Source organism: Butyrivibrio sp. CB08 (assembly GCF_003625485.1).
Lineage (GTDB): Bacteria > Bacillota > Clostridia > Lachnospirales > Lachnospiraceae > Butyrivibrio.
In genome coordinates this window covers 1-22637 of the sequence record NZ_RAIR01000011.1, presented here as the reverse complement: position 1 = coordinate 22637, position 22637 = coordinate 1, and the positions used below count along the sequence as shown (strand labels likewise).

At 44.0% G+C, this 22637-nt stretch carries 20 protein-coding genes; 4 read left to right on the top strand and 16 right to left on the bottom strand.

From position 1 onward, the window contains the following. Positions 1-95 precede the first annotated feature (95 nt). A complete protein-coding gene (locus D6855_RS15350; protein WP_120742680.1) occupies positions 96-1817 on the bottom strand; it encodes a methyl-accepting chemotaxis protein in 1722 nt (573 codons plus the stop codon). Between the two features lie 228 nt (positions 1818-2045). On the opposite strand from D6855_RS15350, the gene hslO reads away from it, so the two are divergent. Beyond that, the gene (hslO, locus tag D6855_RS15345; protein WP_120742678.1) at positions 2046-2960 is read left to right on the top strand and encodes an Hsp33 family molecular chaperone HslO; all 915 of its coding nucleotides are present in this window, start codon (positions 2046-2048) and stop codon (positions 2958-2960) included. Next, positions 2961-3602: a trimeric intracellular cation channel family protein gene (locus tag D6855_RS15340; RefSeq protein WP_120742676.1), complete on the top strand. Its 642-nt coding sequence runs from the start codon at positions 2961-2963 to the stop codon at positions 3600-3602. It begins immediately after the preceding gene. On the opposite strand, the gene aguB is transcribed toward D6855_RS15340, so the two are convergent. The 15 genes from aguB to D6855_RS15265 form a co-directional block, all read right to left on the bottom strand. After that, the gene (gene aguB / locus D6855_RS15335) at positions 3592-4491 is read right to left on the bottom strand and encodes an N-carbamoylputrescine amidase (RefSeq protein ID WP_120742674.1); all 900 of its coding nucleotides are present in this window, start codon (positions 4489-4491) and stop codon (positions 3592-3594) included. The two genes, D6855_RS15340 and aguB, sit on opposite strands and share 11 nt — an antisense overlap. A gap of 9 nt (positions 4492-4500) precedes the next feature. Continuing rightward, a complete protein-coding gene (gene aguA / locus D6855_RS15330) occupies positions 4501-5685 on the bottom strand; it encodes an agmatine deiminase (protein ID WP_120742672.1) in 1185 nt (394 codons plus the stop codon). Between the two features lie 11 nt (positions 5686-5696). Then, a complete protein-coding gene (gene nspC, locus D6855_RS15325; RefSeq protein ID WP_120742670.1) occupies positions 5697-6878 on the bottom strand; it encodes a carboxynorspermidine decarboxylase in 1182 nt (393 codons plus the stop codon). Between the two features lie 23 nt (positions 6879-6901). Then, positions 6902-8164 (bottom strand): saccharopine dehydrogenase family protein, encoded by a 1263-nt coding sequence (locus D6855_RS15320; RefSeq protein WP_120742668.1) that lies wholly within the window; start codon positions 8162-8164, stop codon positions 6902-6904. Continuing rightward, positions 8161-9024, bottom strand: a complete 864-nt coding sequence (speE, locus tag D6855_RS15315; protein ID WP_120742740.1) for a polyamine aminopropyltransferase — start codon at positions 9022-9024, stop codon at positions 8161-8163. The genes D6855_RS15320 and speE overlap by 4 nt, the downstream gene beginning before the upstream one ends. Positions 9025-9045: 21 nt before the next feature. After that, positions 9046-10494, bottom strand: coding sequence for an aminotransferase class I/II-fold pyridoxal phosphate-dependent enzyme (locus D6855_RS15310; RefSeq protein WP_120742666.1), 1449 nt, complete (start codon positions 10492-10494; stop codon positions 9046-9048). A gap of 144 nt (positions 10495-10638) precedes the next feature. After that, positions 10639-11646 carry a hypothetical protein gene (locus tag D6855_RS15305; RefSeq protein ID WP_120742664.1) on the bottom strand — a complete coding sequence of 336 codons (1008 nt, stop codon included), beginning with the start codon at positions 11644-11646 and terminating at the stop codon, positions 10639-10641. A gap of 331 nt (positions 11647-11977) precedes the next feature. Next, entirely contained in the window at positions 11978-13603 is a 1626-nt protein-coding gene (groL, locus tag D6855_RS15300; RefSeq protein WP_120742662.1) for a chaperonin GroEL, read from the bottom strand. Positions 13604-13627: 24 nt separating this feature from the next. Beyond that, positions 13628-13912: a co-chaperone GroES gene (locus tag D6855_RS15295; protein ID WP_022766927.1), complete on the bottom strand. Its 285-nt coding sequence runs from the start codon at positions 13910-13912 to the stop codon at positions 13628-13630. Positions 13913-14084: 172 nt separating this feature from the next. After that, positions 14085-14999 carry an OmpA family protein gene (locus D6855_RS15290; protein WP_120742660.1) on the bottom strand — a complete coding sequence of 305 codons (915 nt, stop codon included), beginning with the start codon at positions 14997-14999 and terminating at the stop codon, positions 14085-14087. Positions 15000-15032: 33 nt separating this feature from the next. Then, positions 15033-16238, bottom strand: coding sequence for a MotA/TolQ/ExbB proton channel family protein (locus D6855_RS15285; protein WP_120742658.1), 1206 nt, complete (start codon positions 16236-16238; stop codon positions 15033-15035). Between the two features lie 130 nt (positions 16239-16368). Then, positions 16369-16809 carry a hypothetical protein gene (locus D6855_RS15280; protein ID WP_120742656.1) on the bottom strand — a complete coding sequence of 147 codons (441 nt, stop codon included), beginning with the start codon at positions 16807-16809 and terminating at the stop codon, positions 16369-16371. A 184-nt stretch (positions 16810-16993) separates the two neighbouring features. Further along, positions 16994-17887 (bottom strand): metallophosphoesterase family protein, encoded by an 894-nt coding sequence (locus tag D6855_RS15275; RefSeq protein ID WP_120742654.1) that lies wholly within the window; start codon positions 17885-17887, stop codon positions 16994-16996. A 14-nt stretch (positions 17888-17901) separates the two neighbouring features. After that, positions 17902-18825, bottom strand: a complete 924-nt coding sequence (locus tag D6855_RS15270; protein WP_120742652.1) for an SPFH domain-containing protein — start codon at positions 18823-18825, stop codon at positions 17902-17904. Beyond that, complete coding sequence (locus D6855_RS15265) at positions 18826-19269, bottom strand: NfeD family protein (RefSeq protein ID WP_120742650.1); 444 nt, start codon at positions 19267-19269, stop codon at positions 18826-18828. A gap of 222 nt (positions 19270-19491) precedes the next feature. Here D6855_RS15265 and D6855_RS15260 point away from each other — a divergent pair, with 222 nt between their 5' ends. Both D6855_RS15260 and D6855_RS15255 read left to right on the top strand, forming a co-directional pair. Continuing rightward, positions 19492-20880: a sensor domain-containing diguanylate cyclase gene (locus tag D6855_RS15260; RefSeq protein ID WP_158589555.1), complete on the top strand. Its 1389-nt coding sequence runs from the start codon at positions 19492-19494 to the stop codon at positions 20878-20880. A gap of 14 nt (positions 20881-20894) precedes the next feature. After that, on the top strand, positions 20895-22340 hold the full coding sequence (locus tag D6855_RS15255) for a GGDEF domain-containing protein (protein ID WP_120742646.1): 1446 nt from the start codon (positions 20895-20897) through the stop codon (positions 22338-22340). Positions 22341-22637 lie beyond the last annotated feature (297 nt).

Here is a 22637-nt window from a genome sequence, read left to right as displayed (position 1 = left end):
CTATACGTTAAATATATGTCAATTAAATAAGACCGCATAAAAAGCCCCTAACCATGGGCTTTCCACAGTCAGGGGCGTATATGTTCATGCCACTATTATGGTTTGAAATAACTGATAGTTTCCTGCATGTTGCTGGCAAGTTCCTGAAGCTTATCAGCAGACTCTGTAATGATGGCAAATGTAGCATTGAGTTCCTGCATAGAAGCGTTGGTCTCTTCTGTTGATGCTGCATTCTCCTCGGAAATAGCTGATAGATCTGCGATGATCTCAACAAGCTTATCCTTGGCTGCACCAAGCTGACCAATGTGACTTGCGATTGACTCTGTGCTGTTAGATACGTTAGTAACATTTGCTGCCATGCTCTGCATGTTGTTCTTAGTATCATCAAGCTGCTCAGACTGCTGCGCGAAGTTGCTGTTGAGCTTACTCATAACCTCTACAGAAGCCTCGGAATCAGCAACCAGCTTTTCAACGATCTTCTTGATCTCTTCTGCAGAATTGCTACTCTGAATAGCAAGCTGACCAATCTCTGTAGCAACAACTGCAAATCCTTTTCCTGCATCTCCTGCTCTGGCAGCCTCGATGCTGGCGTTGAGTGAAAGAAGATTTGTCTGGGAAGCGATCTCTGTGATAGCTTCTGAGAACTTGGATATCTCTTTTGCAGACTCGTTAGTAGAATCGATTGTCTGTCCAATCTCATGAACAGATTCCTGAACCTCTGTGCTCTGCTCAATAAGCTTATTTAAAGCATCCATAGCAGCATCACAGGCTGTCTTCATCTCATTTGAATATGCGTTGAGTTCTTCTACATTCTCAGACACTTCATCGATATCTCTTCCGATATCCTGTGTATTTCCAGCAGCGCTCTCTACGCTCTCTGCCTGGTTTACAGCGCCTTTACTGATATCATCTACTGCCTGGCTCACCTGGTTTGAAGCGGTGGATGCCTGGTTTGCTGAATCAGAAAGCTCAGCTCCGGATCTCTTTAGTTCACTGGACATATCCATTGTAGTCTTAATTACTTCGCCAAGCTTATCACTAAGGGTTCTTGCTCCGTCAGCAAGAAGACCGATCTCATCGTTTCTGTTAAGGCACTTATCATCGATATTGAGCTTAAGTTCTCCAGAAGAGAGCTGTCCAAGCTCGGTAGCGATTGATCTCATCTTAACTGATACAGTGTTGGCAACCAGTGTTCCAACAGTTGAAAGAGCTATGGTAAGAATAATTGAGATGATGACCATGGTTACGATTATCTTTCTGATAGCCGCTCCAACATCCTCGCTCTCTCTTCCGCAGAATGCCATTCCAATTATTGTTCCGTCTTCATTTTCAAGAGGAACGTAGTAACAATAATACTCTTTTGCTGCACCTGCAGGAACGGTCTTAAGGAACATGCCCTGACCGCCAGTGATTACAGTATTCTTAACCTTATCAGAAATATTGTATCCTACAGCTTTGTTTCCAGCAGCATCTGTCATCGTGGTGATAAGTCTCTGAGGTCCATAGAAAAGCGAATACTCAATACCTGTTTCAGCCTTGAGTTCATCCATGGTCTCCTCATACTCTTTCATGACGTTCTCTTCGCCCTTATAGAGCTGACCGCCTTCCAAATGCCAGTCGCCATCCCACATAGTGGTCATCTCACTTGCCAGCTGCGTAACAGCAACATTAAGTTCTTCCTCCACCATATCATTGTAAGTGTTACTGATCTGAACAGCACTTATGATAGTAAGCACTGTCGCTATGCCAACAATAGCTGCAACCGCAGCAAATATCAGCTTTTGTACCACCTTTCCATTCCTGACTTTTGATTCCATATTATGCCTCCTTAAAATAGTCTGTCTATTTGAGTATATATGCGAATATTCAGAAAATAAATCCCTTCTTTTATTATACTAGAGGAGGGCATTATATCCTCAAAATTCTTTCTAAAATTTTGATAAAAACAATACGCGTGAGCATACAATATAATTGTATTTACATCTGCCTCAAAAAGACTTATCATTTCATAGTTGCATAGTATTTAATTTGGAAGGAAACACAAGATGTATAAGGATTATATGGTTAGAGCCACAGCAGGAAATGCCCAGATAAGAGCCTTTGCTGCTACAACCAGAGATCTTGCAGAGTACGCAAGAAAAGCCCACGGTTTATCACCTATAGCTGCAGCTGCCCTTGGAAGACTTATGACAGGCACAGTTATGATGGGCACCATGATGGATAACGATGACGACCTCATCACAGTCAAGATGGACGGTAACGGACCTCTTAAGAGCGTTCTCGCCACAGCAGACAACAAGGGTAACGTCAAAGGATATGTAAGTAATCCTTATGTGATAATGGAGCCAAATGAACAGGGACACCTCAATGTAGGCGGCGGAATCGGTGAAGGAAATCTTACTGTTATAAGAGACATGGGCATGAAAGAGCCTTACGTTGGCCAGGTTCCTCTTTACACTGGAGAAGTTGCAGAGGATCTTACCTACTACTTCACCAAGTCTGAGCAGACTCCATCCTCAGTTGGTCTTGGAGTTTTAGTTGAAAGAGAGTCTCTTAGCGTAATCGCAGCTGGCGGATTTATCATCCAGCTTCTGCCCTTCGCTGACGAAGCTACCATTACTAAGCTCGAAGAAAACCTTACAAAGTTCTCTTCCGTTACAGATATCTTAAAGGCAGGCAAGACTCCTGAAGAACTGCTTAACATAGTTCTTGATGGATTTGATATTGAGATTACAGACACAGTAGATCTTAATTTCTACTGCAACTGTGACGAGGACCGCGTAGAGAGAGCCCTTATGCTCATCGGTGAGAAAGAGATCCAGGATATGATCGATGAGGGAAAAGAGATAGAACTGCGCTGTCACTTCTGTAACAAAGCTTACACTTTTAGCGTAGATGAACTTAAAGAGATAAAAGAAAAAGCCAAAATCCAGAAAAATAAGAACGGACAGGAAAACTAAATGAACTCAGCAATAATGTTTCTTATTGAAAATATAGGTATCATTGCCTTTGCTCTGTCAGGAGCTGTGGTTGCTGCCAAGAAGGACATGGACATCTTTGGAATAAATCTCCTGGCTATGGTTACTGCAACTGGAGGCGGACTAATTAGGGATATCATCATCGACAACATACCTCCTGCCATGTTTGTAAATCCCCAGTATACAGTGATCACACTGGTAACAGCCAACATCGCCTTTTTAGTAATGAGACGCAACATGTCTATTCCCAAGGCTGTGACTCCTCTTTACGACTCTCTTATATTCTGGCTGGATACCCTTGGACTTGCGGCATTTACAGTAGATGGTGCCTTTACCGGGATCAATTCACCTTACGGCGACAATCTCTTTTTAGTTGCTTTTCTTGGAATAGTTACCGGAATCGGTGGTGGAATTGTAAGGGATGTTTTTGCAGACAGCATCCCGGCTGTACTTACCAAGCACGTGTACGCCATTGCCTGCATAGCTGGCTCGGTGGTTTTGGTAATCCTTTGGAGATATACAGCCAGCGAACTAATTAGCTCACTGGCTGGGTTCTTTACTATAGTAATAATAAGATTCCTGGCAATGCACTTTAAATGGAATCTGCCTACTGTCAATCAGTAAGTGCATGATAGCATTCTGGACGCCTGTCTCTGAACAGTCCCCAGGATGCTCTTTTTTTGCGATTCTCTGCAAAGTCATACTCTGCGTAGATGATCTCTTCTTTTTCCTTATCTGCTTTTGCCAGGATATCTCCAGTCTCATCTGTCAAAAAGCTTGATCCGTAGAAAGTTAAGGATGAGCTCTGCTTACCATTTTCTTCCGTTGGAGTTACGATCTCTTTTCCTATACGGTTTGCAGCAGCCACAGGAATGATGTTGGCTGCTGAATGTCCCTGCATGGTCCTCATCCAGTGACCTGAACTGTCCACATCAAGAATAGGCTCTGAGCCGATGGCAGTTGGATAAAGAATGATATCCGCTCCCATAAGAGCAAGGCTCCTTGCAGTCTCCGGGAACCACTGATCCCAGCAGATGCCAACACCCACATTTCCATACTGTGTCTCAAATACCTTAAATCCTGTATTACCAGGAGTAAAATAGAACTTCTCCTGATAGAAGTGATCATCCGGGATATGGGTCTTTCTGTAGACACCAATTATCTGTCCGTCTGCATCTATCATTGCCACAGAGTTGTAAAAGACATTCTCATCTCTTTCAAATACGCTTATAGGAAGTACTACATTGAGCTCTTTTGCAACCTTGGTAAAATGCTGTACTGCAGGATTCTCCAGTATTGGAAGAGCCAGCTCATAGTAGTCGTAGTTTCTCTCCTGGCAGAAATACTTCCTCTCAAAAAGCTCTGAAAGCAGGATGATGTTGGCTCCGTTAGCCGCAGCTTCTCTCACATATCTGTCTGCTGTCTCTATATTTCTTCTGACCTGATCTTCATCAGTTACCGCTATCGCTCCGCACGCAAACTGTATGCATGCAACCTTAACCTTATCTGACATATCCACCTCTTATTCTAAGTTTATAGAATCATTTTGTGCCTTTGGTATCTGCTGTGTGATGCAGTGAATATTGCCGCCACCAAGAAGTATGGGACGGGCATCAATGCCGATCACTTCCCTCTCAGGGCAAAGCTCTTTAAGAATACCGAGAGCTCTTTTATCGCTTACAGCGTTTACGCCGCCAAACTGTGGAACCAGGGCAGCGCCATTTACAAAATAGAAATTAACGTAGCTGGCAGCAAGTCTCTCTCCAGCTTCCCTGTTGTCCTCTCCCTCTTCAAACTCGTAGTTTGAAAGGTCTTCCTCCGTAACAAGAACAGGGTATTCAGGAATAGGGAGCTTGTGGACTATGATCTGCCTTCCCTTTGCATCTGTCACGCTTTCAAGATACTCAAGGTCAGCTGCTGACATTGCATACTGAGGGTCGCTCTCATCATCAGTCCATGCAAGAACAACCTCTCCAGGCCTTATAAAAGCGCATACATTGTCAACATGCTCGTTGGTCTCATCGTTATATATTCCCTTTGGAAGCCACAAAACCTTTTTGGCTCCAAGGTAGGTTTTAAGCTTATCTTCTATCTGCTCTTTGGAAAGCTCAGGGTTCCTGCCGGGGCTTAACAGACAGCTCTCAGTGACCATTACTGTTCCTTCGCCGTCAGAATGGATACTGCCTCCCTCAAGAACAAAGGGTGATGCATCATAGTAGTCTGATGAAAGCTTATCGCAAAAAGAAGCAGCTACCTTATCATCCTTATCCCAGCTGGCATAGAGGCCGTCCACTTCTCCGCCCCAGGCATTAAAGCTCCAGTTAATGCCTCGTCTGTTGCCATCCTTATCAATTACAAAGGTTGGTCCCACATCTCTTGCCCATGAATCATCTGAATCTATGGTCCATAGATAGAGCCTACGAAAAAGAGTGTCGTCGTACCTCTCCTCTTCATTGGCAGAGCGTATAAGATCTTCCATGAAAGATCTGGCCTCTTCCTTATTGGCTTCATCAACAAGAAGATAGAGATTTTCTCTTTTTAAAATCTCCAGAAAAACCTGGCCAAAGCTCCATAGGGTATCTGATCTGTCTTTCCCCCAGCTGCCTGGTCTTGTGGGATAGATCATAATGGTGCCAAGGTGCTCAGAAAACTCTCCCGGCATGAAAAATCCGTCTGATATGGGATTTGATCTTAAAAGTTTATTCATCCGCGTATCCGTTAAAGTCTTGATTTAAAATCATCGTAGGTAAAACGACGCAGCACCTCTACTTCTCCGTCCTCATGAAGGATATCGATATCTGGAAGTGCCATTCCATTGAAGGTGTTGTTCTTAACAAAGCTGTAGATCGCCATATCCTCAAACACAAGTCTGTCGCCTACTGTTTTCTCAGTCTCAAAGCTGTAATCGCCTATCACATCTCCAGCAAGACAGGTGCAGGATGAAAGTCTGTAGGTAAAGTTCATCTCACCTGGCTCCTCTGAGTCCTTAAGAGGTGGTCTGTATGGCATCTCCAGAACATCCGGCATATGGCAGGCTGCAGATGCATCAAGGATCAGCACTGGAATTCTCTCAGTTTCTACAACATCCATTACGGTAGTGACAAGGTATCCCGCATCAAGGGCTATGGCCTCTCCTGGCTCAAGATACACCTCAACATCATATCTTTCTCTGATATATTGAACCAGCTTAATAAGTCCCTCTCTGTCGTAGTCTTCTCTTGTGATGTGATGACCGCCACCAAGGTTTATCCACTTGATCCTGCCTTCAGCTGGCGCTTCAGGATCAGGGAAGAACCTTGAGAATTCTCTTTCAACCTTCTGGAATGTAGCTTCAAGAGGTTCAAAGCCCTGCTCGCAGAGGTTATGGAAATGAATTCCTGTAACTCCCTTAGGCAGTGCCTCTGGCATATCCTCGTTCCTTATTCCAAGGCGGGATCCCGGGGAACATGGATCATAGATCTCATGGGCATCCTCAGCGCTTATCTCGGGATTGATCCTAAGTCCAACCAAAAGTTTCCCCTCAGATACATATCTCTCCCACACGCTTCTGTGGTGCTCTAGCTGCGCCAGGGAATTGAAAACAACGTGATCACAGATCTCACAGATCTCTGTCATATCTTCATCTTTGAAGGCAGGCTCAAAAACGTGGTTTTCACATCTTCTGCCATCAAGTGTCTTAAGCTCCTCATGTGCAAGCCTTGCTTCAAAAAGTCCTGAAGCTGTAGCTCCAGCAAGATACTGGGCCACAAGTGGATAGGTCTGATATGCGGAGTAAGCCTTCTGAGCAAGAAGGATCTTGGCTCCTGAGCGCTCCTGGACATCCTTAAGTATCTCCAGGTTTTGCCTAAGTTTCTTTTCATCGATCACATATGCAGGTGTGCGGATCTCGTCAAATTTCATAATGTCCCCTCAAAATCTGATTCTTAATCTACAAGCTTTGGAGCTTCATCAACTACCCATGGAAGTCCGTACTCGTTAAGCATCTCCATGTATGGGTCTGGATCAAACTCATCTGTAGTATAAACACCAGGCTGTTTCCACTTGCCTGTAAGTACAAGGGCTGTTCCGATCATAGCTGGAACACCTGTTGTGTAGCTGATTGCCTGGCTTCCGAGTTCCTTATAGCACTCCTGGTGGTCGCACACATTGTAGATGTAGATAGTTCTCTCTTTTCCGTCCTTGACGCCCTTAAAGATACATCCGATGTTGGTCTTACCTACGGTTCTTGGTCCAAGGCTTGCAGGGTCTGGAAGGAGAGCCTTTAAGAACTGGATAGGAACAATGTCTTTTCCCTCAAACTTGATTGGAGTTGTTGAGAGCATTCCAACGTCCTCAAGGCATCTCATGTGGTCAAGATAAGACTGGCCAAATGTCATGAAGAAGCGGATTCTCTTAACCTCAGGGAAGTTCTTGCCAAGGGCCTCGATCTCCTCGTGGTGGAGAAGGTACATATCCTTCATGCCAACCTCAGGGAAGTCGTACTCTCTTTTAATCTCCATAGGCTTGGTCTCAACCCAGTGTCCGTCTTCCCAGTAGCTTCCATTGGCGGAAACTTCACGAAGATTGATCTCAGGGTTAAAGTTTGTAGCAAAGGCGTAGCCATGATCGCCGCCGTTGCAGTCAAGAATATCAATAGTATCGATCCTGTCAAAATAATGCTTCTTGGCATAAGCAGTAAATACGCTGGTTACACCAGGGTCAAAGCCTGTTCCAAGAAGACCTGTGATTCCAGCCTCCTTGAACTTGTCCATGTATGCCCACTGATAGCTGTAGTCGAAGTATGCTGTAAAGCCCTTCTCCTTGCATCTCTTCTCGTATGCTGCGCGCCATACAGGCTCGTCTGTATCCTCTGGCTCGTAGTTAGCTGTGTCGATATAGTCAACCTTGCACTCAAGGCAGGCATCCATGATAGTAAGATCCTGATAAGGAAGTGCCACATTGAGAACTGCGTCTGGCTTGTAATCCTTAATAAGCTTAACAAGGTCATTTACATCGTCTGCATTAACTGTAGCTGTAGTGATCTTAACGGGATATCCCTGTCCCTCAAGCTTCTCTTTTAAAGCATCGCACTTGCTGACTGTGCGGCTTGCAAGGCACATCTCTGTAAATACTTCTTTATTCTGAGCGCACTTCTGGATTGCAACCTGTGCTACTCCTCCACATCCAATAACTAATAATCTGCTCATCTGGACATATCCTCCTCTTCCTGAAGCAAGTCTTCAACGTATTTTGGAAGCATGAACGCTCCCTTGTGCAAATGAGTTGTGTAATACCAGGTCTTGATTCCTCTCTCATCCCATCTATCCGGATTAAAGTCCTTAAGTGGGTGGTATTTCTTGCTGGCAAAACCAAAGAGCCAGTATCCTGCCGGGCAGGTAGGAATATGAGCCTGATAGACTCTGTTTATAGGGAATACCCTGTAGGCCTTGCGGTGCATGGCTCTGCAGCTCTCCTCATCCTCGTCGTAGAATGGGCTTCCATGCTGGTAAACCATGATTCCATCGTCGTGAAGCGCCTTGTAGCAGCTTCCATAGAACTCTTTTGTAAAGAGCCCCGCCTCATGTCCTAAGGGTTCTGTTACGTCGTTAATGATAAGGTCATACATATCGTCGCACTTGCGAAGGTACTTAAGACCGTCCTGGTAATAGATGTGAACTCTGTCGTCCTCAAGTCCCACAGCGTTATCAGGGAAGAACTGTTTGCACACATCCACAAACATGTTGTCTGGTTCAACAACGTCAATTACCTTGATCTCCTCGTAGTGAGTAAGCTCTCTTGCTACTCCTCCATCTCCTCCGCCAAGAACAAGGACCCTCTGAACCTTGGGATGAACTGCCATGGGAACATGAACGATCATCTCGTCGTAGGTGAACTCGTCCTTTTCAGAAAAGATAATATTACCGTCAGAAGTAAGGAACTTACCAAACTCCGGTGAATCAAAGACGTCAATTCTCTGGAACTCACTTGTTCCGGAAAAGAGCTGTTTGGCTAATCTGATGCTGATCTTAACGTTTCCGGTGTGCATGTCCGAAAACCAATAATCCATATCTGGCATGATTTCTCTCCTTTATTTCAAAACTAAGAGTTCCGAGATGTCTTCACTCTCCGGGCCCTGCATGGAACATCCCTTTTCCATAGCGGTTTTGATGTAATCCAGAATATCCTCGGTGATCATCTCTCCAGGGGAGAGGATTGGGATTCCTGGTGGGTAACACATTACAGACTCGGCGCTTATGCGGCCAACAGTCTTATCGATAGGAAGCGACTCTTTTTCTGCATAGAAAGCTTCCTGTGGCGTAGCCTTAACTATAGGGGTGACATACTCAGCTGAGAAGAACTGCTGCTCAGGCTTGGAGTAAAGGCGACGAATATCAGCGAGAGCTCCTGCAAGACGCTCGATATCCTGAAGTCTGTCGCCGATGGAGATATAGGCCATAACGTTTGAAAGGTCACCAAACTCCATCTGAATGTCATATTCATCGCGAAGAAGGTCATATACCTCAATTCCAGTAAGACCGATCTTTCTGGTATTTACTACAAGCTTGGTCTCGTCGAAATCGTAGATGCTGCCTCCGTTTTTAAGCTCATTGCCGTAGGCATAGTAACCACCTATATCATTGATCTCTTCTCTGGCATACTGAGCCATCTTGGTAACCTTCTCAAAACTGTCATGGCCGTTAAGAGCAAGGTTACGTCTTGAAATATCAAGACTTCCAAGAAGAAGATAGCTGGCTGATGTGGTCTGGGTAAGGTTAACTATCCTGCTGATGTAGCCTACGTTTGCATCTGGTCCGCACAGAAGGATCGAACTCTGGGTTAAACTTCCACCTGACTTGTGCATGCTGATAGCAGCCATATCTGCTCCGGCTTCCATGGCGTTTATGGGAAGATTTGGTCCAAAGTAAAGATGCGTTCCATGGGCCTCATCTACCAGAGCCTTCATGCCATTTTTATGGGCAAGGTCAACTATCGCTTTAAGGTTTGAACAGATTCCATAGTAGGAAGGATTGTTGATAAGGATCGCCTTGGCCTCCGGGTTGTCCCTTACTGCCTTCTCAACGTCCTCGATCTCCATTCCAAGAGGAATACCAAGATTTACATCTACCTTGGGATCGATATATACAGGTTCAGCTCCGCACAGGATAAGGGCATTGATGGCACTCTTGTGAACGTTCCTTGGCATGATGATCTTGTCGCCGTGCTTGACAGTTGATAGAACCATGGCCTGAACTGCACTGGTGGTACCATTGACCATCATAAAGGCGTGGGCTGCACCAAAGGCATCTGCCATGAGCTCTTCTGCTTCCTTGATAACTGACACAGGGTGGCACAGGTTATCTAAGGGTTTCATTGAATTGACATCTATACCAACGCATCTGTCTCCAAGGAATCTTACGAGCTCTGCGTTACCTCTGCCCCTCTTGTGACCAGGAACATCAAAGGGAACAACGCGCTGCTTCCTGAAGCGTTCCAGTGCATCATAGATGGGGGCTCTTTTCTGCTGATCTAAATTCAAATGATCATCCTCCAACAAAAAACAATCTAATATACAAGCGAAAAGGAGTGGCATGAGATGTCTCATGCTACCCCCTTTTTGTTATCTAATTCGAGCGCTTTTATCATACTATATAATTGCTTTAAATTAAAGTGATTTAGTCAATTAATCTGCGTTAACGGGATATCCGATCTCTGTAGCCCTGTCCCTTAACATAACGGCCAGTTCAAGTGGCTGATAAAACTTGATCCCCGATTCGGAAATGCGCTTTACTACTGGACTTGAAGCATCAAAATCCGATTCTGTAGTTACTAAATTGTAATTATCATCAATAATATTGAAGGATACAAAATCCGAGCGCTTCTCATAATCTGGCTCAAAGTAGTATGCAACAATGATAAGGTGGTCAGTATCAAGGCCTTCAAGAGACATTGACTTGCTCTGGCCATCCTGGAAATAGTAGAAATCTCCAAAAGGAGTGATGTTCTCCTCGCAGCCATAGTAGAAATGATAGTCTCCGGCAGCATCAACATAAGCATAATCGTAGATGTGAAGTGCTGCTCCGCCTGAGCCATCGCCATAGATAGTTCCGTCGTCGTTGATAGTAAGGTCGCTTCTTGACCACATATCCTGGTCGAAGCAGATCTTGAGCTCTCCGCCCATGTCCTTAAGGATCATGAAAAGAGTGAATACCTCTCCGCCCATTTCACCAGCTGTGTATTCCTGGGAAACAAGTAGCTCTGGAGTTCCATCGTTACCACAATCAATGTTTCTGTAGGTAGCATCGCCGTTTGGCTTAAACTCAAAGGTATCGTAGGTTGCGAGTTTGTCGCTGATCTCGGATAAGGTGTAGGACTGGCCTGCGTCAAGAACTTCGTAGGTGCAAAGGTAAGAAGTTCTGTCGCCGTTTCCGGTGTATTTAGCCTTAGCATCTCCGGACTTAAAGGACTCGTAGAGGTCGCCGGTGGCTGGAGTAGATTCAGATGCAGGGGATTCTGTAGAAGCATCTGCTGAGTCGCTGTTTGAAGTGGTGTTGGTTGTTTGGGTGGATTCTGAATCGGATACGTTCTCGAAGACGGAAGTTGATTCGGAATCAGACTGACCGCAAGCGGTGATGGTTAAGGTTGAAAGGGTAAGTGCAAGAAGTGCACTGATTAGTTTTCTGTTTTTCATTTTTCATACTCTCCTCTTTTGTTTATCATAACACATGTACTATTTTACAACGGGAAAGGTACTGTGTTTATAAAGAAATGATTAATTCTAATTGGTTGGCACCGGAAGTGGTCGTGCGTTGGGCTGTGTTGAATCAGAACATACAGCGAAATTGCTGCGCAATTTCCCTGTCCACCGTTAACGCCAAATTCATCAACTGCATAAAAATGTGCTATCGCACATTTGCCAATAGAAAAACCACGGAATAGCAAGTAAACTTGCTTCCGTGGTTTTCTCTATTGTCACCGCTATGCGGTTTTTATGCATTTGATGAGCTTGGCTCTTTTATCGCTTACATCCCCATACCCATTCCTGCGCCGCCTGCTGGCATTGGAGGAACTGGCTCTTTGATTGTAGCTACAGCAGCCTCTGTTGTGAGGAAGCTTGAAGCTACTGATGTAGCGTTCTGAAGAGCTGAACGTGTAACCTTGGCAGGATCGATGATTCCGTCCTTAACCATGTCTACATACTGCTCTGAGTAGGCGTTAAAGCCGATACCAGCCTTAGACTCTTTTACCTTGTTAACGATAACAGATCCGTCAAGACCAGCATTGTTAGCGATGTGGAAAAGAGGAGCCTCAAGAGCCTTAAGAACTACCTTAGCACCTGTCTTCTCATCGCCTTCAAGTGTGTCAGCGAGCTTAGCAACTTCCTTGGAAGCGTGGATGTAAGCTGATCCACCACCAAAGATGATACCCTCTTCTACAGCTGCTCTTGTAGCGTTGAGAGCGTCTTCCATTCTGTACTTAGCTTCCTTCATCTCTGTCTCTGTAGCAGCACCAACTCTGATTACTGCAACACCGCCAGCGAGCTTAGCAAGTCTCTCCTGGAGCTTCTCTTTATCGAAATCTGATGTTGTATCCTCGATCTGCTTCTTGATCTGAGCGATTCTAGCCTGGATCTCTTTCTTAACTCCAAGGCCATCAACGATTGTTGTCTTTTCCTTCTCAACCTTGATGCTCTTAGCTCTTCCAAGGTCATCCATTGTTGTATCCTTAAGCTCAAGGCCAAGATCTGAAGAAATAACCTTACCACCTGTAAGGATTGCGATATCCTCAAGCATAGCCTTTCTGCGATCGCCGTAGCCAGGAGCCTTAACAGCTACTACGTTGAATGTTCCACGGAGCTTGTTAACGATAAGTGTTGTAAGAGCCTCACCATCAACATCCTCAGCGATGATAAGGAGCTTAGAACCTGTCTTAACGATCTGCTCAAGAAGTGGAAGGATATCCTGGATGTTTGAGATCTTCTTGTCTGTGATAAGGATGAATGGATCCTCTAAAGTAGCCTCCATCTTGTCCATATCTGTAGCCATGTATGCTGAAATATATCCTCTGTCGAACTGCATTCCTTCTACAAGGTCAAGCTCTGTCTGCATTGTCTTGGACTCTTCGATTGTGATAACACCATCGTTTGAAACCTTCTCCATAGCGTCAGCGATCATCTGTCCAACCTCATCATCACCTGATGATACAGCAGCAACTCTCATGATCTGCTCTTTGCCCTTAACCTTGGTTGCCATCTTGCCGATAGCTTCAACAGCCTTATCTGTAGCCTTCTTCATACCCTTTCTAAGAACGATTGGGTTAGCGCCTGCAGCAAGGTTCTTAACACCTTCGTTGATCATTGCCTGTGCAAGAACTGTAGCTGTTGTTGTTCCATCACCTGCTACGTCGTTAGTCTTGGTAGCAACTTCCTTAACGAGCTGAGCGCCCATGTTCTCATATGCATCCTCAAGCTCGATCTCTTTTGCGATTGTTACACCGTCGTTAGTGATTGTTGGTGCACCATAAGATTTATCAAGAACTACGTTTCTTCCTTTTGGTCCGATTGTAACTCTTACTGTATCAGCAAGTTTGTTAACGCCTTCTACCATAGCTGTGCGGGCGTCAGCGCCGTACTTAATTGTCTTTGCCATTGTTTATTGCCTCCAAAAAAATAATTATTTAATGATTGCTAAAATGTCATTCTGCTTAACAATGATGTAAGTTACGTCGTCAAGCTTAACCTCTGTTCCTGAGTACTTGGAATAGATTACGTTGTCGCCCTTCTTAACTTCCATCTTTACTTCTTTGCCATCTACAACTCCGCCAGGACCTACGGCGATAACCTCTGCCTGCTGTGGCTTCTCCTTCTCAGCGCCAGGAAGAACGATTCCTGATTTTGTAGTCTCTTCAGCTTCAAGCTGCTTTAATACAACTCTGTCTGCAAGTGGTACTAACTTCATTATAAATGCCTCCTTATATATGGTATTTCCAATGTTTTCTTTTGTTTGTTAGCACTCGATTGATATGAGTGCTAATCTCCAAGAACATATATTATTACTTTTTCCGTTCATAGTCAAGCGTTGAAATACATCGAAATACTCACGTCTGTTCTATTTCAACTATTAGCATGTGTCAAGGTTCGTCAGTATCAGATTCTTCGCTCAGTATTTCCATCATCTCGCGGACCATCTCTTCGTCCTTGAGCCTGAAGAGGATCTCAACTCGTCTTGATGCATCCATATCAATCTTTCCATCAGGGCCATAGACAGGGTTACTGTAGGAGCGTCCTGTGGCAGAGATCATAGAGCGCATGCCTTCCAGCTGACTCTTTGTAAGGACTCCGCTTTTATCGCTAAGGCTGTACTCCGCAACTGCCAAAGCTCTTTTCTGTGAAAGCTGAAGGTTATACATATATGTTCCCTCAGTATCTGTATGTCCCTCGATAATTATCTCTGAAATATTGTCTTTGTACTTTGGGCTAAGTAGTATATCAGCATATCTTGGCAAAAACTCAGACAAAAACTCCTCTCCTGTAGGCTTTATCACAGCCTTTCCATAATCAAAGAGAATACTGGAATCAAAGGTGATAGCCCCGGTCTTCTCATCCACTGACACCTTAAGGTCAGAGTCTCCAAACTCCTTGGAAAGGTCTTTTACCAGTTCTTTTCTGATTCCAATAAGGTCATCAAGCTTTTGCTGCTGTTCGCTCATGACTGCCTCAAGTTTATTAAGGAGTTCATGCTGCTCCTTAAGGGTCTCTTCCTGGATGGCAATCTTTTCTCCCTGCTCGGTAAGAGCTTCTTCCTGGGCATTAAGCTGTTTTTGCTGATTGGATACTATCTCCCTCTCCTTATCAAGGGCTGCAGCAGATGCCACAAGCTCCTCTTCCTTGCCGGCCAGAACCAGCTCTTTTTCATCGTAATCAATCCTGGCGTGGAGCATGGTGAAAGCTATTATGAGCACAAATGTCAAAAGGAGCCCCGCCATCATATCGGAATATGAAAGCCAGTATGTAGTTTCTTCACTTCTTTGTCTTTTACGTCTCATTGCTTAGGATCAATCCTTCCCTCTAACAAAATGTCACTTGTTGCCATAAGAAGCTATCTGTGCTTCCAGTGTCCTGACCTCTTTGACATACTTTGAAACAGTTTCTGAAACCTCTTTAAGCTGCTGTGTCACATTCTCCATTTCATTAACAGCTTTGACCATTCCGTCAGCTGCTACAGCATTCTTTTCATAGATTTCCTTCAGCTGCTTCTCATTGGCTTCCTGAACGTACATAGTCTGGTTAACGATCTTGGAAAGATCAGAGAAGGAATTGCCCATGGTCCTGTTCATTTCAACAATGAAGTTCTCAACCACACGCTCCAGCTGATCCATCTGATTCCTTGTTGCCATCCTTGAAAAGCTGTCAATGGTGCTATCCAGGTGATCAAACTGTGGCTCCAAAAAGGTTTTCAGTCCCTCTGGAAGCTCATGGGTAAGAGCATTTGTAAGATCAGTAACAGCCTTTGTCTGCTGAACCTGAAGCTCCATCATCTTGTTGATACCAAGCTTGTCAGTGTCAGGAAGAACGTATTTTTTGAAGTTCCTAAGGAAGTACTCCAGTGCATTTTCAGCATCGTCGAGCCTTCTTTTGAATACATAGTTAAATACTAAAGAAAACACCATTCCATAGATAGAAGTGTGGAACGCAACCTTGATACCATTCATAAGAGGCTCTATACTTCCTGTTATCTCTGCTGTAGTTCCGGTATTAAAGCTCTGAAGTCCAAGGGACAGACCAATAAAGGTTCCAAGAATTCCAAGTCCTGTCATGACTCCTGCAACCTGAGAGAGTCTCTCCCTGTGGATCACCGCGTCTATAAGATCATAGCCAATGTAATCCTCTATATCACACTTGTAATATACATCGCCGCTTCCGGAGATCCGCTGAAGTTCCAGCTTGTAATCCTTAAACTGCCTAAGAAGCCTCTTATCCTCGAACATATCATCCTTGTTCTTCAGATACTGATCCCACAAAAAGTCATGGGCATTTTTTGCATCATCCTCTATCCTCTCTGCCACTTCTATAAGGTCAGCAGTCATAGACGATGTTGGAAGAAGGCTTCCAAATACGCAGGACGCAAAGATGATACCGGCGATAACCAGCATAGTCACGTTGACGATAAGATTGGATAAGCCGCCAGCCTGGCTCTTTGAAAAGAACTGCAGATAAATACACACTGCGCTCATTGCAATATAAGTTATCAGGATTAGCAGCTCGTAACCTCTTTTTCTACTCATGGTGTTAGTCTCCTTTTTTCTTATATACACATAATTATATCAGAAAAGAGTACACTAAACCGACAACAAAAAAGCCCGTACCCTGCAGGTAATCTCCTGCAAAGTACGGGTTTTATCATCATGACCGTAATTAAATTGTCGTGTCCACTGAAACAGATGTATCTGCTGCAGTAGTCTTGTTGGCATCCTTGTCATACTGCTTGAGCTGATCGTCAAGCCATGAGGATTTATACTTGGAATACTTATCCGTAGTAGTTTCTGTTGTAGCAGAAGCCGCAGAATCACTTGATGCTTTCTTCTGGCTCTCTGTCTTTTCAGAAAAATAATTATCCAAAAAGTTTGACTTGGATGCAGAACTCTTTTTTGTAGTATAGGCAGTTTCACCAGTTGTTGTTGATCCTGTTTCGCGGTAGGCGTTAAGGGCTGCCTTGTTTCCTACCTTGCCCACATATGATTTCATAAGTGTGCTGTAAGCACCACTCTTAATGGTGTTGTAATCACCATAGAGATTGCTCATGCTGCTGTTAAGATCAAACTTTCCGTTTAAACTGCTAAAAAAGTCTGTACTCACTTAGCGTCACCTCCTTGATACCTGTCTGCTGGTAGCAGACGCCAAAACATCCATGTAATGGCAAAAATACGCATAGTTTCGTACCTAAATTATGCAAAAAACTGACAGAAAATGCAATAAACAAATAATTAAAAAAACATAAATATCAAAAAGCCCCAGATACAATGATCTGGGGCTTAAAAAATCACTCTTCTTCTACCGGAATATCCTTTCCGTAAAGATCAATATGGTTTTCCTTAAGGGCAATAGCCCAGTACTTCTCAGGAATGTTAGGCCACTTAACGCTTCCTCTCTCCTGTTCACAGAGTCTCATAGCCCTAAGGAGCACTGTCTGGTTTAAGTCAACACCTGTCCTTATGGTATGCATGGTAACTGCAGCCCAGGCAGGAGCGATCTTACAAAGATCTGATTCCTTGAATTCCCTAAGGATCTCTTTTCTGTTGTACTCAAGCTGAATGTATTCTTCTTCCCAGCCCTTGCTACTGCCATGTACTATGCAGAACTGCGTCTTGCCATCATGGTACCAGGGAATTCCAATAGATCCCGGGTTTACACCCTTTTTACCTCTGTAGATGTAGGTTTCCTGTACGTGGTTATGACCGTGGAGAAGCATTCCCGTTTTGAGATGAGATAACACCTTCTTGGTATTTCTTTTCTCCCTGAACATAAGCTCGCTGGTGTTAGTGGGCGATCCGTGGCAATACTCAAAACCAGGAAAGCCCTTGATCTGGTATATACCATAATTGGGAAGGGATTCAAAGAAGTCGAAGTCTTTGCCGGTTAAGTTCTCGTAGGTATACAGAAGTGACCCGCTGGCAGACCCCTTTCTCCAGTTCCCCGCTCCACTATTTTTGTAGTTTAAAAGGTATTCTTCCCTGTTTCCCCTGATGATATAGGTGTTAAAGTATTGCCTTAGCACATATATCTTTTCCAAGGTCTTCTGAGGATTTGGGCAGTCTGTGACATAATCTCCCAAAAGGATGAAGTTGGTTATTCCTCTTCCCATGGCAAAGTCGATAGCTGCCTGTAGGGCGCTATGGTTGCCATGTATGTCTGAAAAAACTGCAAAATCCGCCATAGAAAGGCTCCTTGTTATGACTTAACTACTTCCTTGATAGACTCTGCAAGGCCTGCGATTCCCTGAATGTTTGAAGGAACGATGATCTTGGTAGCCTGTCCGTTTGATGCCTTCTCAAAGGCCTCCAGGCTCTTAAGTGTGAGAACTGACTCGTCAGCTCCAGCCTCTTTGAGCATTGTGATACCTTCAGCGTTAGCCTTCTGAATGCTCTTGATAGCTTCAGCCTGACCTTCAGCCTCGCGAATTCTCTTTTCCCTCTCAGCTTCAGCGCGAAGGATTGTAGCCTGCTTGTCAGCCTCAGCCTGAAGGATCTTACTCTGCTTCTCACCTTCTGCAACAGTGATCTGGCTCTGCTTCTCACCTTCTGCAAAGAGGATCTTCTCTCTCTTTTCACGCTCAGCCTTCATCTGCTTCTCCATGGCGTCACGGATCTGCTCTGGAGGGTTGATGTTCTTAAGCTCTACTCTGGTGATCTTGATGCCCCATGGGTCTGTAGCAATATCAAGAGCGTCCTGCATCTGTGCGTTGATCTGGTCTCTTGATGTAAGAGTCTCATCAAGTGTAAGTGAACCAATAACGTTACGAAGTGTTGTAGCCGTCAGGTTCTCAATAGCTCCAATAGGATTTCTAACTCCGTATGCATAAGCCTTAGGATCAGAAATTCTGAAGAATACGATTGAGTCAATCTGCATTGTAACGTTGTCCTGTGTGATAACAGGCTGAGGTGGGAAATCACAATACTGTTCCTTAAGATCAACCTGTCTTGCTACTCTGTCGATGAATGGAATCTTGAAATGAAGTCCAACATCCCATGTCTCCTTATATGCTCCCAGCTCCTCGATAACGTAAGAATGTGCCTGTGGCACGATCTTGATGTTAGAAGCCAGTAAGATAATAACCAAAATAATAAAGATTGCTGCAATAATTCCTGCTGTCATTTATACTTCCTCCCTTTCAACAATAAGTTTTACTCCTTGAACATCTACTACCTTAACTGTTTCTCCAGCCCTGATAATAATGTTATCCATGCTGGAAACCGCAATCCAGGTGGAACCGTCCATATCTACTTTACCTGCTCCATGAAGATTGTCAATATCAGTCTTGGCTATGAGCTTTCTCCCAACATAGGCGTCAATATTGGTTTTTTTGAGCCTGTTGTTGAAGTGTTTGGCCGCTATCGGTCTTACCAGCACCAATACCACAATTGAAACCACAAGAAATGCTACCGCCTGAACAACTAAAGGCGCACCAAGAAGAGCAAGCACAAAAGCCACTGCCGCTCCAGCCGCAAACCATATGGTCACAAGTCCCATGGTGAAAATCTCAATTACAGATAAAACAACGGTGATAATAAGCCAAATAAGGCTTTCAGAGATTCCCATACACGTTCCTCCTTTTCCCCAAGTATAGCAAGGACGCAGATAGCGTCTGCCATTACATGTATTATACCCAATTCCCGGCTCCTTTAAAAGTTTGAAATAGCAGAAATATTTTATTTTCTTTTCATAAAAATGTGGAGTTCTTTCCTACCGTAATACGGGGTTTATATGATAATATATAATAGTATAAATATTATCGACATGTCGTATTGTGTGGAGGAACTAATGGCTGATAAAAACTATGAGCAGTTCAAGTCTATGGTAAATATGGTAGACATGCCATGTGCTGTTTTTTCTGTTGAAAAAAAGCAGGATGGCAGCTGCGGCGAAATAATTATGGTGGCCACCAATAAAGCTTTCAGCATGACTGGGGAAGACGTTGAGGGACAGCCCTATACCTTCAAGATTCCAAAGGATCCTAAGTTTGAGGAGATAGCTTTCCTTGCAGCATGGCAGGGAAAACCTCATCATGACTATGTTGATACCACAAGGCTCTACGGGTTCTGGACTGAGAACTCCTTTATTCCTCTCTTCCACGACGAAGACAGCAATATCGGTTATTGCCAGTATACCTACAGCCTTACCAAGCTAATGGATTCAGGCAAATACTCCATCATTTCACCTGATATTGCAAGTTTTGTTATCAGAACCTGCATTAACCTCAGGAAAGAAGAAGATTTCTACTCCAGCATGGCCATTGTTACCACAGATATCAGGGAGTTCACAGACTCTTTTGCTGCAAGTATCATGACCATCAGTAAAGACTTCGATACCTTCGAGGTAGTAAGCGGAAGCGTTAGAAACAATGCAGTTGACGTAAGAGATATCTTTGACAAGATTCCTTATGAAGTTGTTGAGTCCTGGGAATCTGTCATTTCCGATACTGACTGTGTCATCGTAAGAAACGAAGATGATATGAAGTATCTGGAGACCAAGGCTCCTGCATGGGTTAAGACTCTTAGGGAAAATGACGTGCGCTCTCTTTGCCTTGTCCCCTTCATACATCAGAACACTGTTATCGGATATCTGTATATAACAAACTTTGATGTAAGCAACCTGACAAGATATAAGGACACCATTCAGCTGGTTTCCTTCTTCCTGTCTTCAGAAGTAGCTCACCACCTGTTTATAGACAAGCTCCGTGCTCTTAGCAACGTGGATGTCCGCACCGGCGTTCTCAACAGAAACGCCATGAACACCAAGGTTGATGAGCTGGCTGTTGAACTCAGGTATAACCCAAGGCCATTTAGCGTAGCCTTCTGCTATCTCAATACCTTAAAGACAGTAAACATCAATAAGGGTCACGATGCAGGAAACGACCTTCTAAGGGACGCTGGTAAGGTCTTAAAGGAAGTTTTTGAAGACGATTACGTATATCGCTCCGCCGGAGATGAATTTGCAATTATCTCAACAGGATGTACTGAGGAAGAGTTCAAGAACAAGATAAATCTTCTAAAGGAAAAAGCCAGTGATCCTGAGTGGTTGTACTTCACCATAGGTTATTACACCGATTCCAGTGATGGCGAACTTCATAGTGCAATGCGCTTTGCTTATAAATATGAAAACGAATTCAAGGAAGAGTTCTATTACAGCAACCCGGATATTGTGAAATAAAATGGTGAAAAAGTATGGAAAAACTTACGTACGAGTATTTAAAGAATGTATCTAATCTCTCTCCCATCGCCTGCGCTATTATGTCAGTAAAAAAAGAACCTGACGGAAGCTGCGGCGACATAAGGTTCTTTGCGGTCAACGAAGTTTTTGTAAAGGACTATTATGCCATGTTTGCCTCTGACGAAGTCGGGGACAAACCAGGAATGGATGACTTTGCAAAAACCATCGAAGGTCAGCTCTATACTGCCCATCTTCCAAAGGAACCTAATTTTGAGAACATACTCTTTAAAGCTGCATGGGAAGGCGAATACATCAATACCTATGTAGATACCACCAAGCTTTATGGCTTCTGGACTCAGGATATCATCAATCCAATAAACGGAGAAACAGATGATCCAAATATCCGCTACTGCTCTTTCATGTACACTCTCAACAAAGAAATGGATACCGGTAAGTTTGCTACCGTTTCACCAGATATCGCAAGCTTTGTCATTAAGACCTGTCTTGAGCTTAGAAATGATAATGATTTTGAGCCAAGTATGCAGAAGGTTACAGAAGACCTCAGGGAATTTACCGATGGCTATGCATGCAGTATCCTGACCATCGATAAGGACTTCAGGACCTTTAACGTAATGACAAGTGATGTCAGGAACAACGAGTTGGATATCAAGGAGATTTTCTCCAAGTTCCCTTATGAGATCATTGAGAGCTGGGAAACTGTCCTTGCAGAGACTAATATCATCATCATTAAAGATGAGCACGATATGGCATTTATTGAGACCAAGGCTCCTGAATGGGTTAAGACTCTCAGAGAAAACAATGTTGAGACCCTGGTACTTGTTCCATTTATCCACCGCAGAGAGATTCTTGGATACCTCTACATCACCAATTTCGACATCAGTCTTATTGGAAGGGTAAAAGAGACTTTGGAGCTTGTCTCCTTCTTCCTTACCGCTGAAGTTGCTAACCATTTCTTCCTTGAAAGACTTGAGTACCTCAGCAACGTCGATATGCTCACCGGCGTATATAACCGTAACTGCATGAACATCAATGTAGATGAGCTCTCTCTTAAGCTTGAGTTTAATCCTAAGCCATTTACCGTAGCCTTCTGCGATCTTAACGGCCTTAAGACCATTAATGATAACGGCGGACACGACAAGGGCGACAAGCTCCTTGTATATGCTGCAGATGTCTTAAAGGAAGTATTTAAGGACGACAAGATATTTAGAGCTGGCGGCGATGAATTTACTATCATCTCCTTTAGCCCTAAGTTCGAATTCGAGGAAAAGATTAAGCTTCTAAGAGAAAAAGCCTGCGATCCTGACTGGTTATACTTCGCTATCGGCTATTATCACGATGAGGATTCCGGAAACCTGCGTCTTGCCATGAGATATGCTGACGAGGCAATGTACAAGGATAAGGATAAGTTCTACGAACAGTATCCTGATAAGAGAAGATAAAACATAAACATTAAAAAAAGCTTCGGACCAAAAGTCCGAAGCTTTTATTATTCATCCTGAAATAAAGGGATATCAGAACTTACCAGCCTTAGCAGCCTCTTCGATTGAAACGGTATAGGCTGTTATACTGGGCTTTTAACTGTCGTTTGTTAGTTACGCGTCGCTTATTACAGCTTTGCCGTACCGTCTAAAACTGCTTTAAGCGTCGCCTCTTGGTGTATTACTTGTACTGCCTCTCGCACTTTTTCTGGGCTTGTGTTTTCTCTACAGTAACCCTCTTGCCGTCCATGATCTACA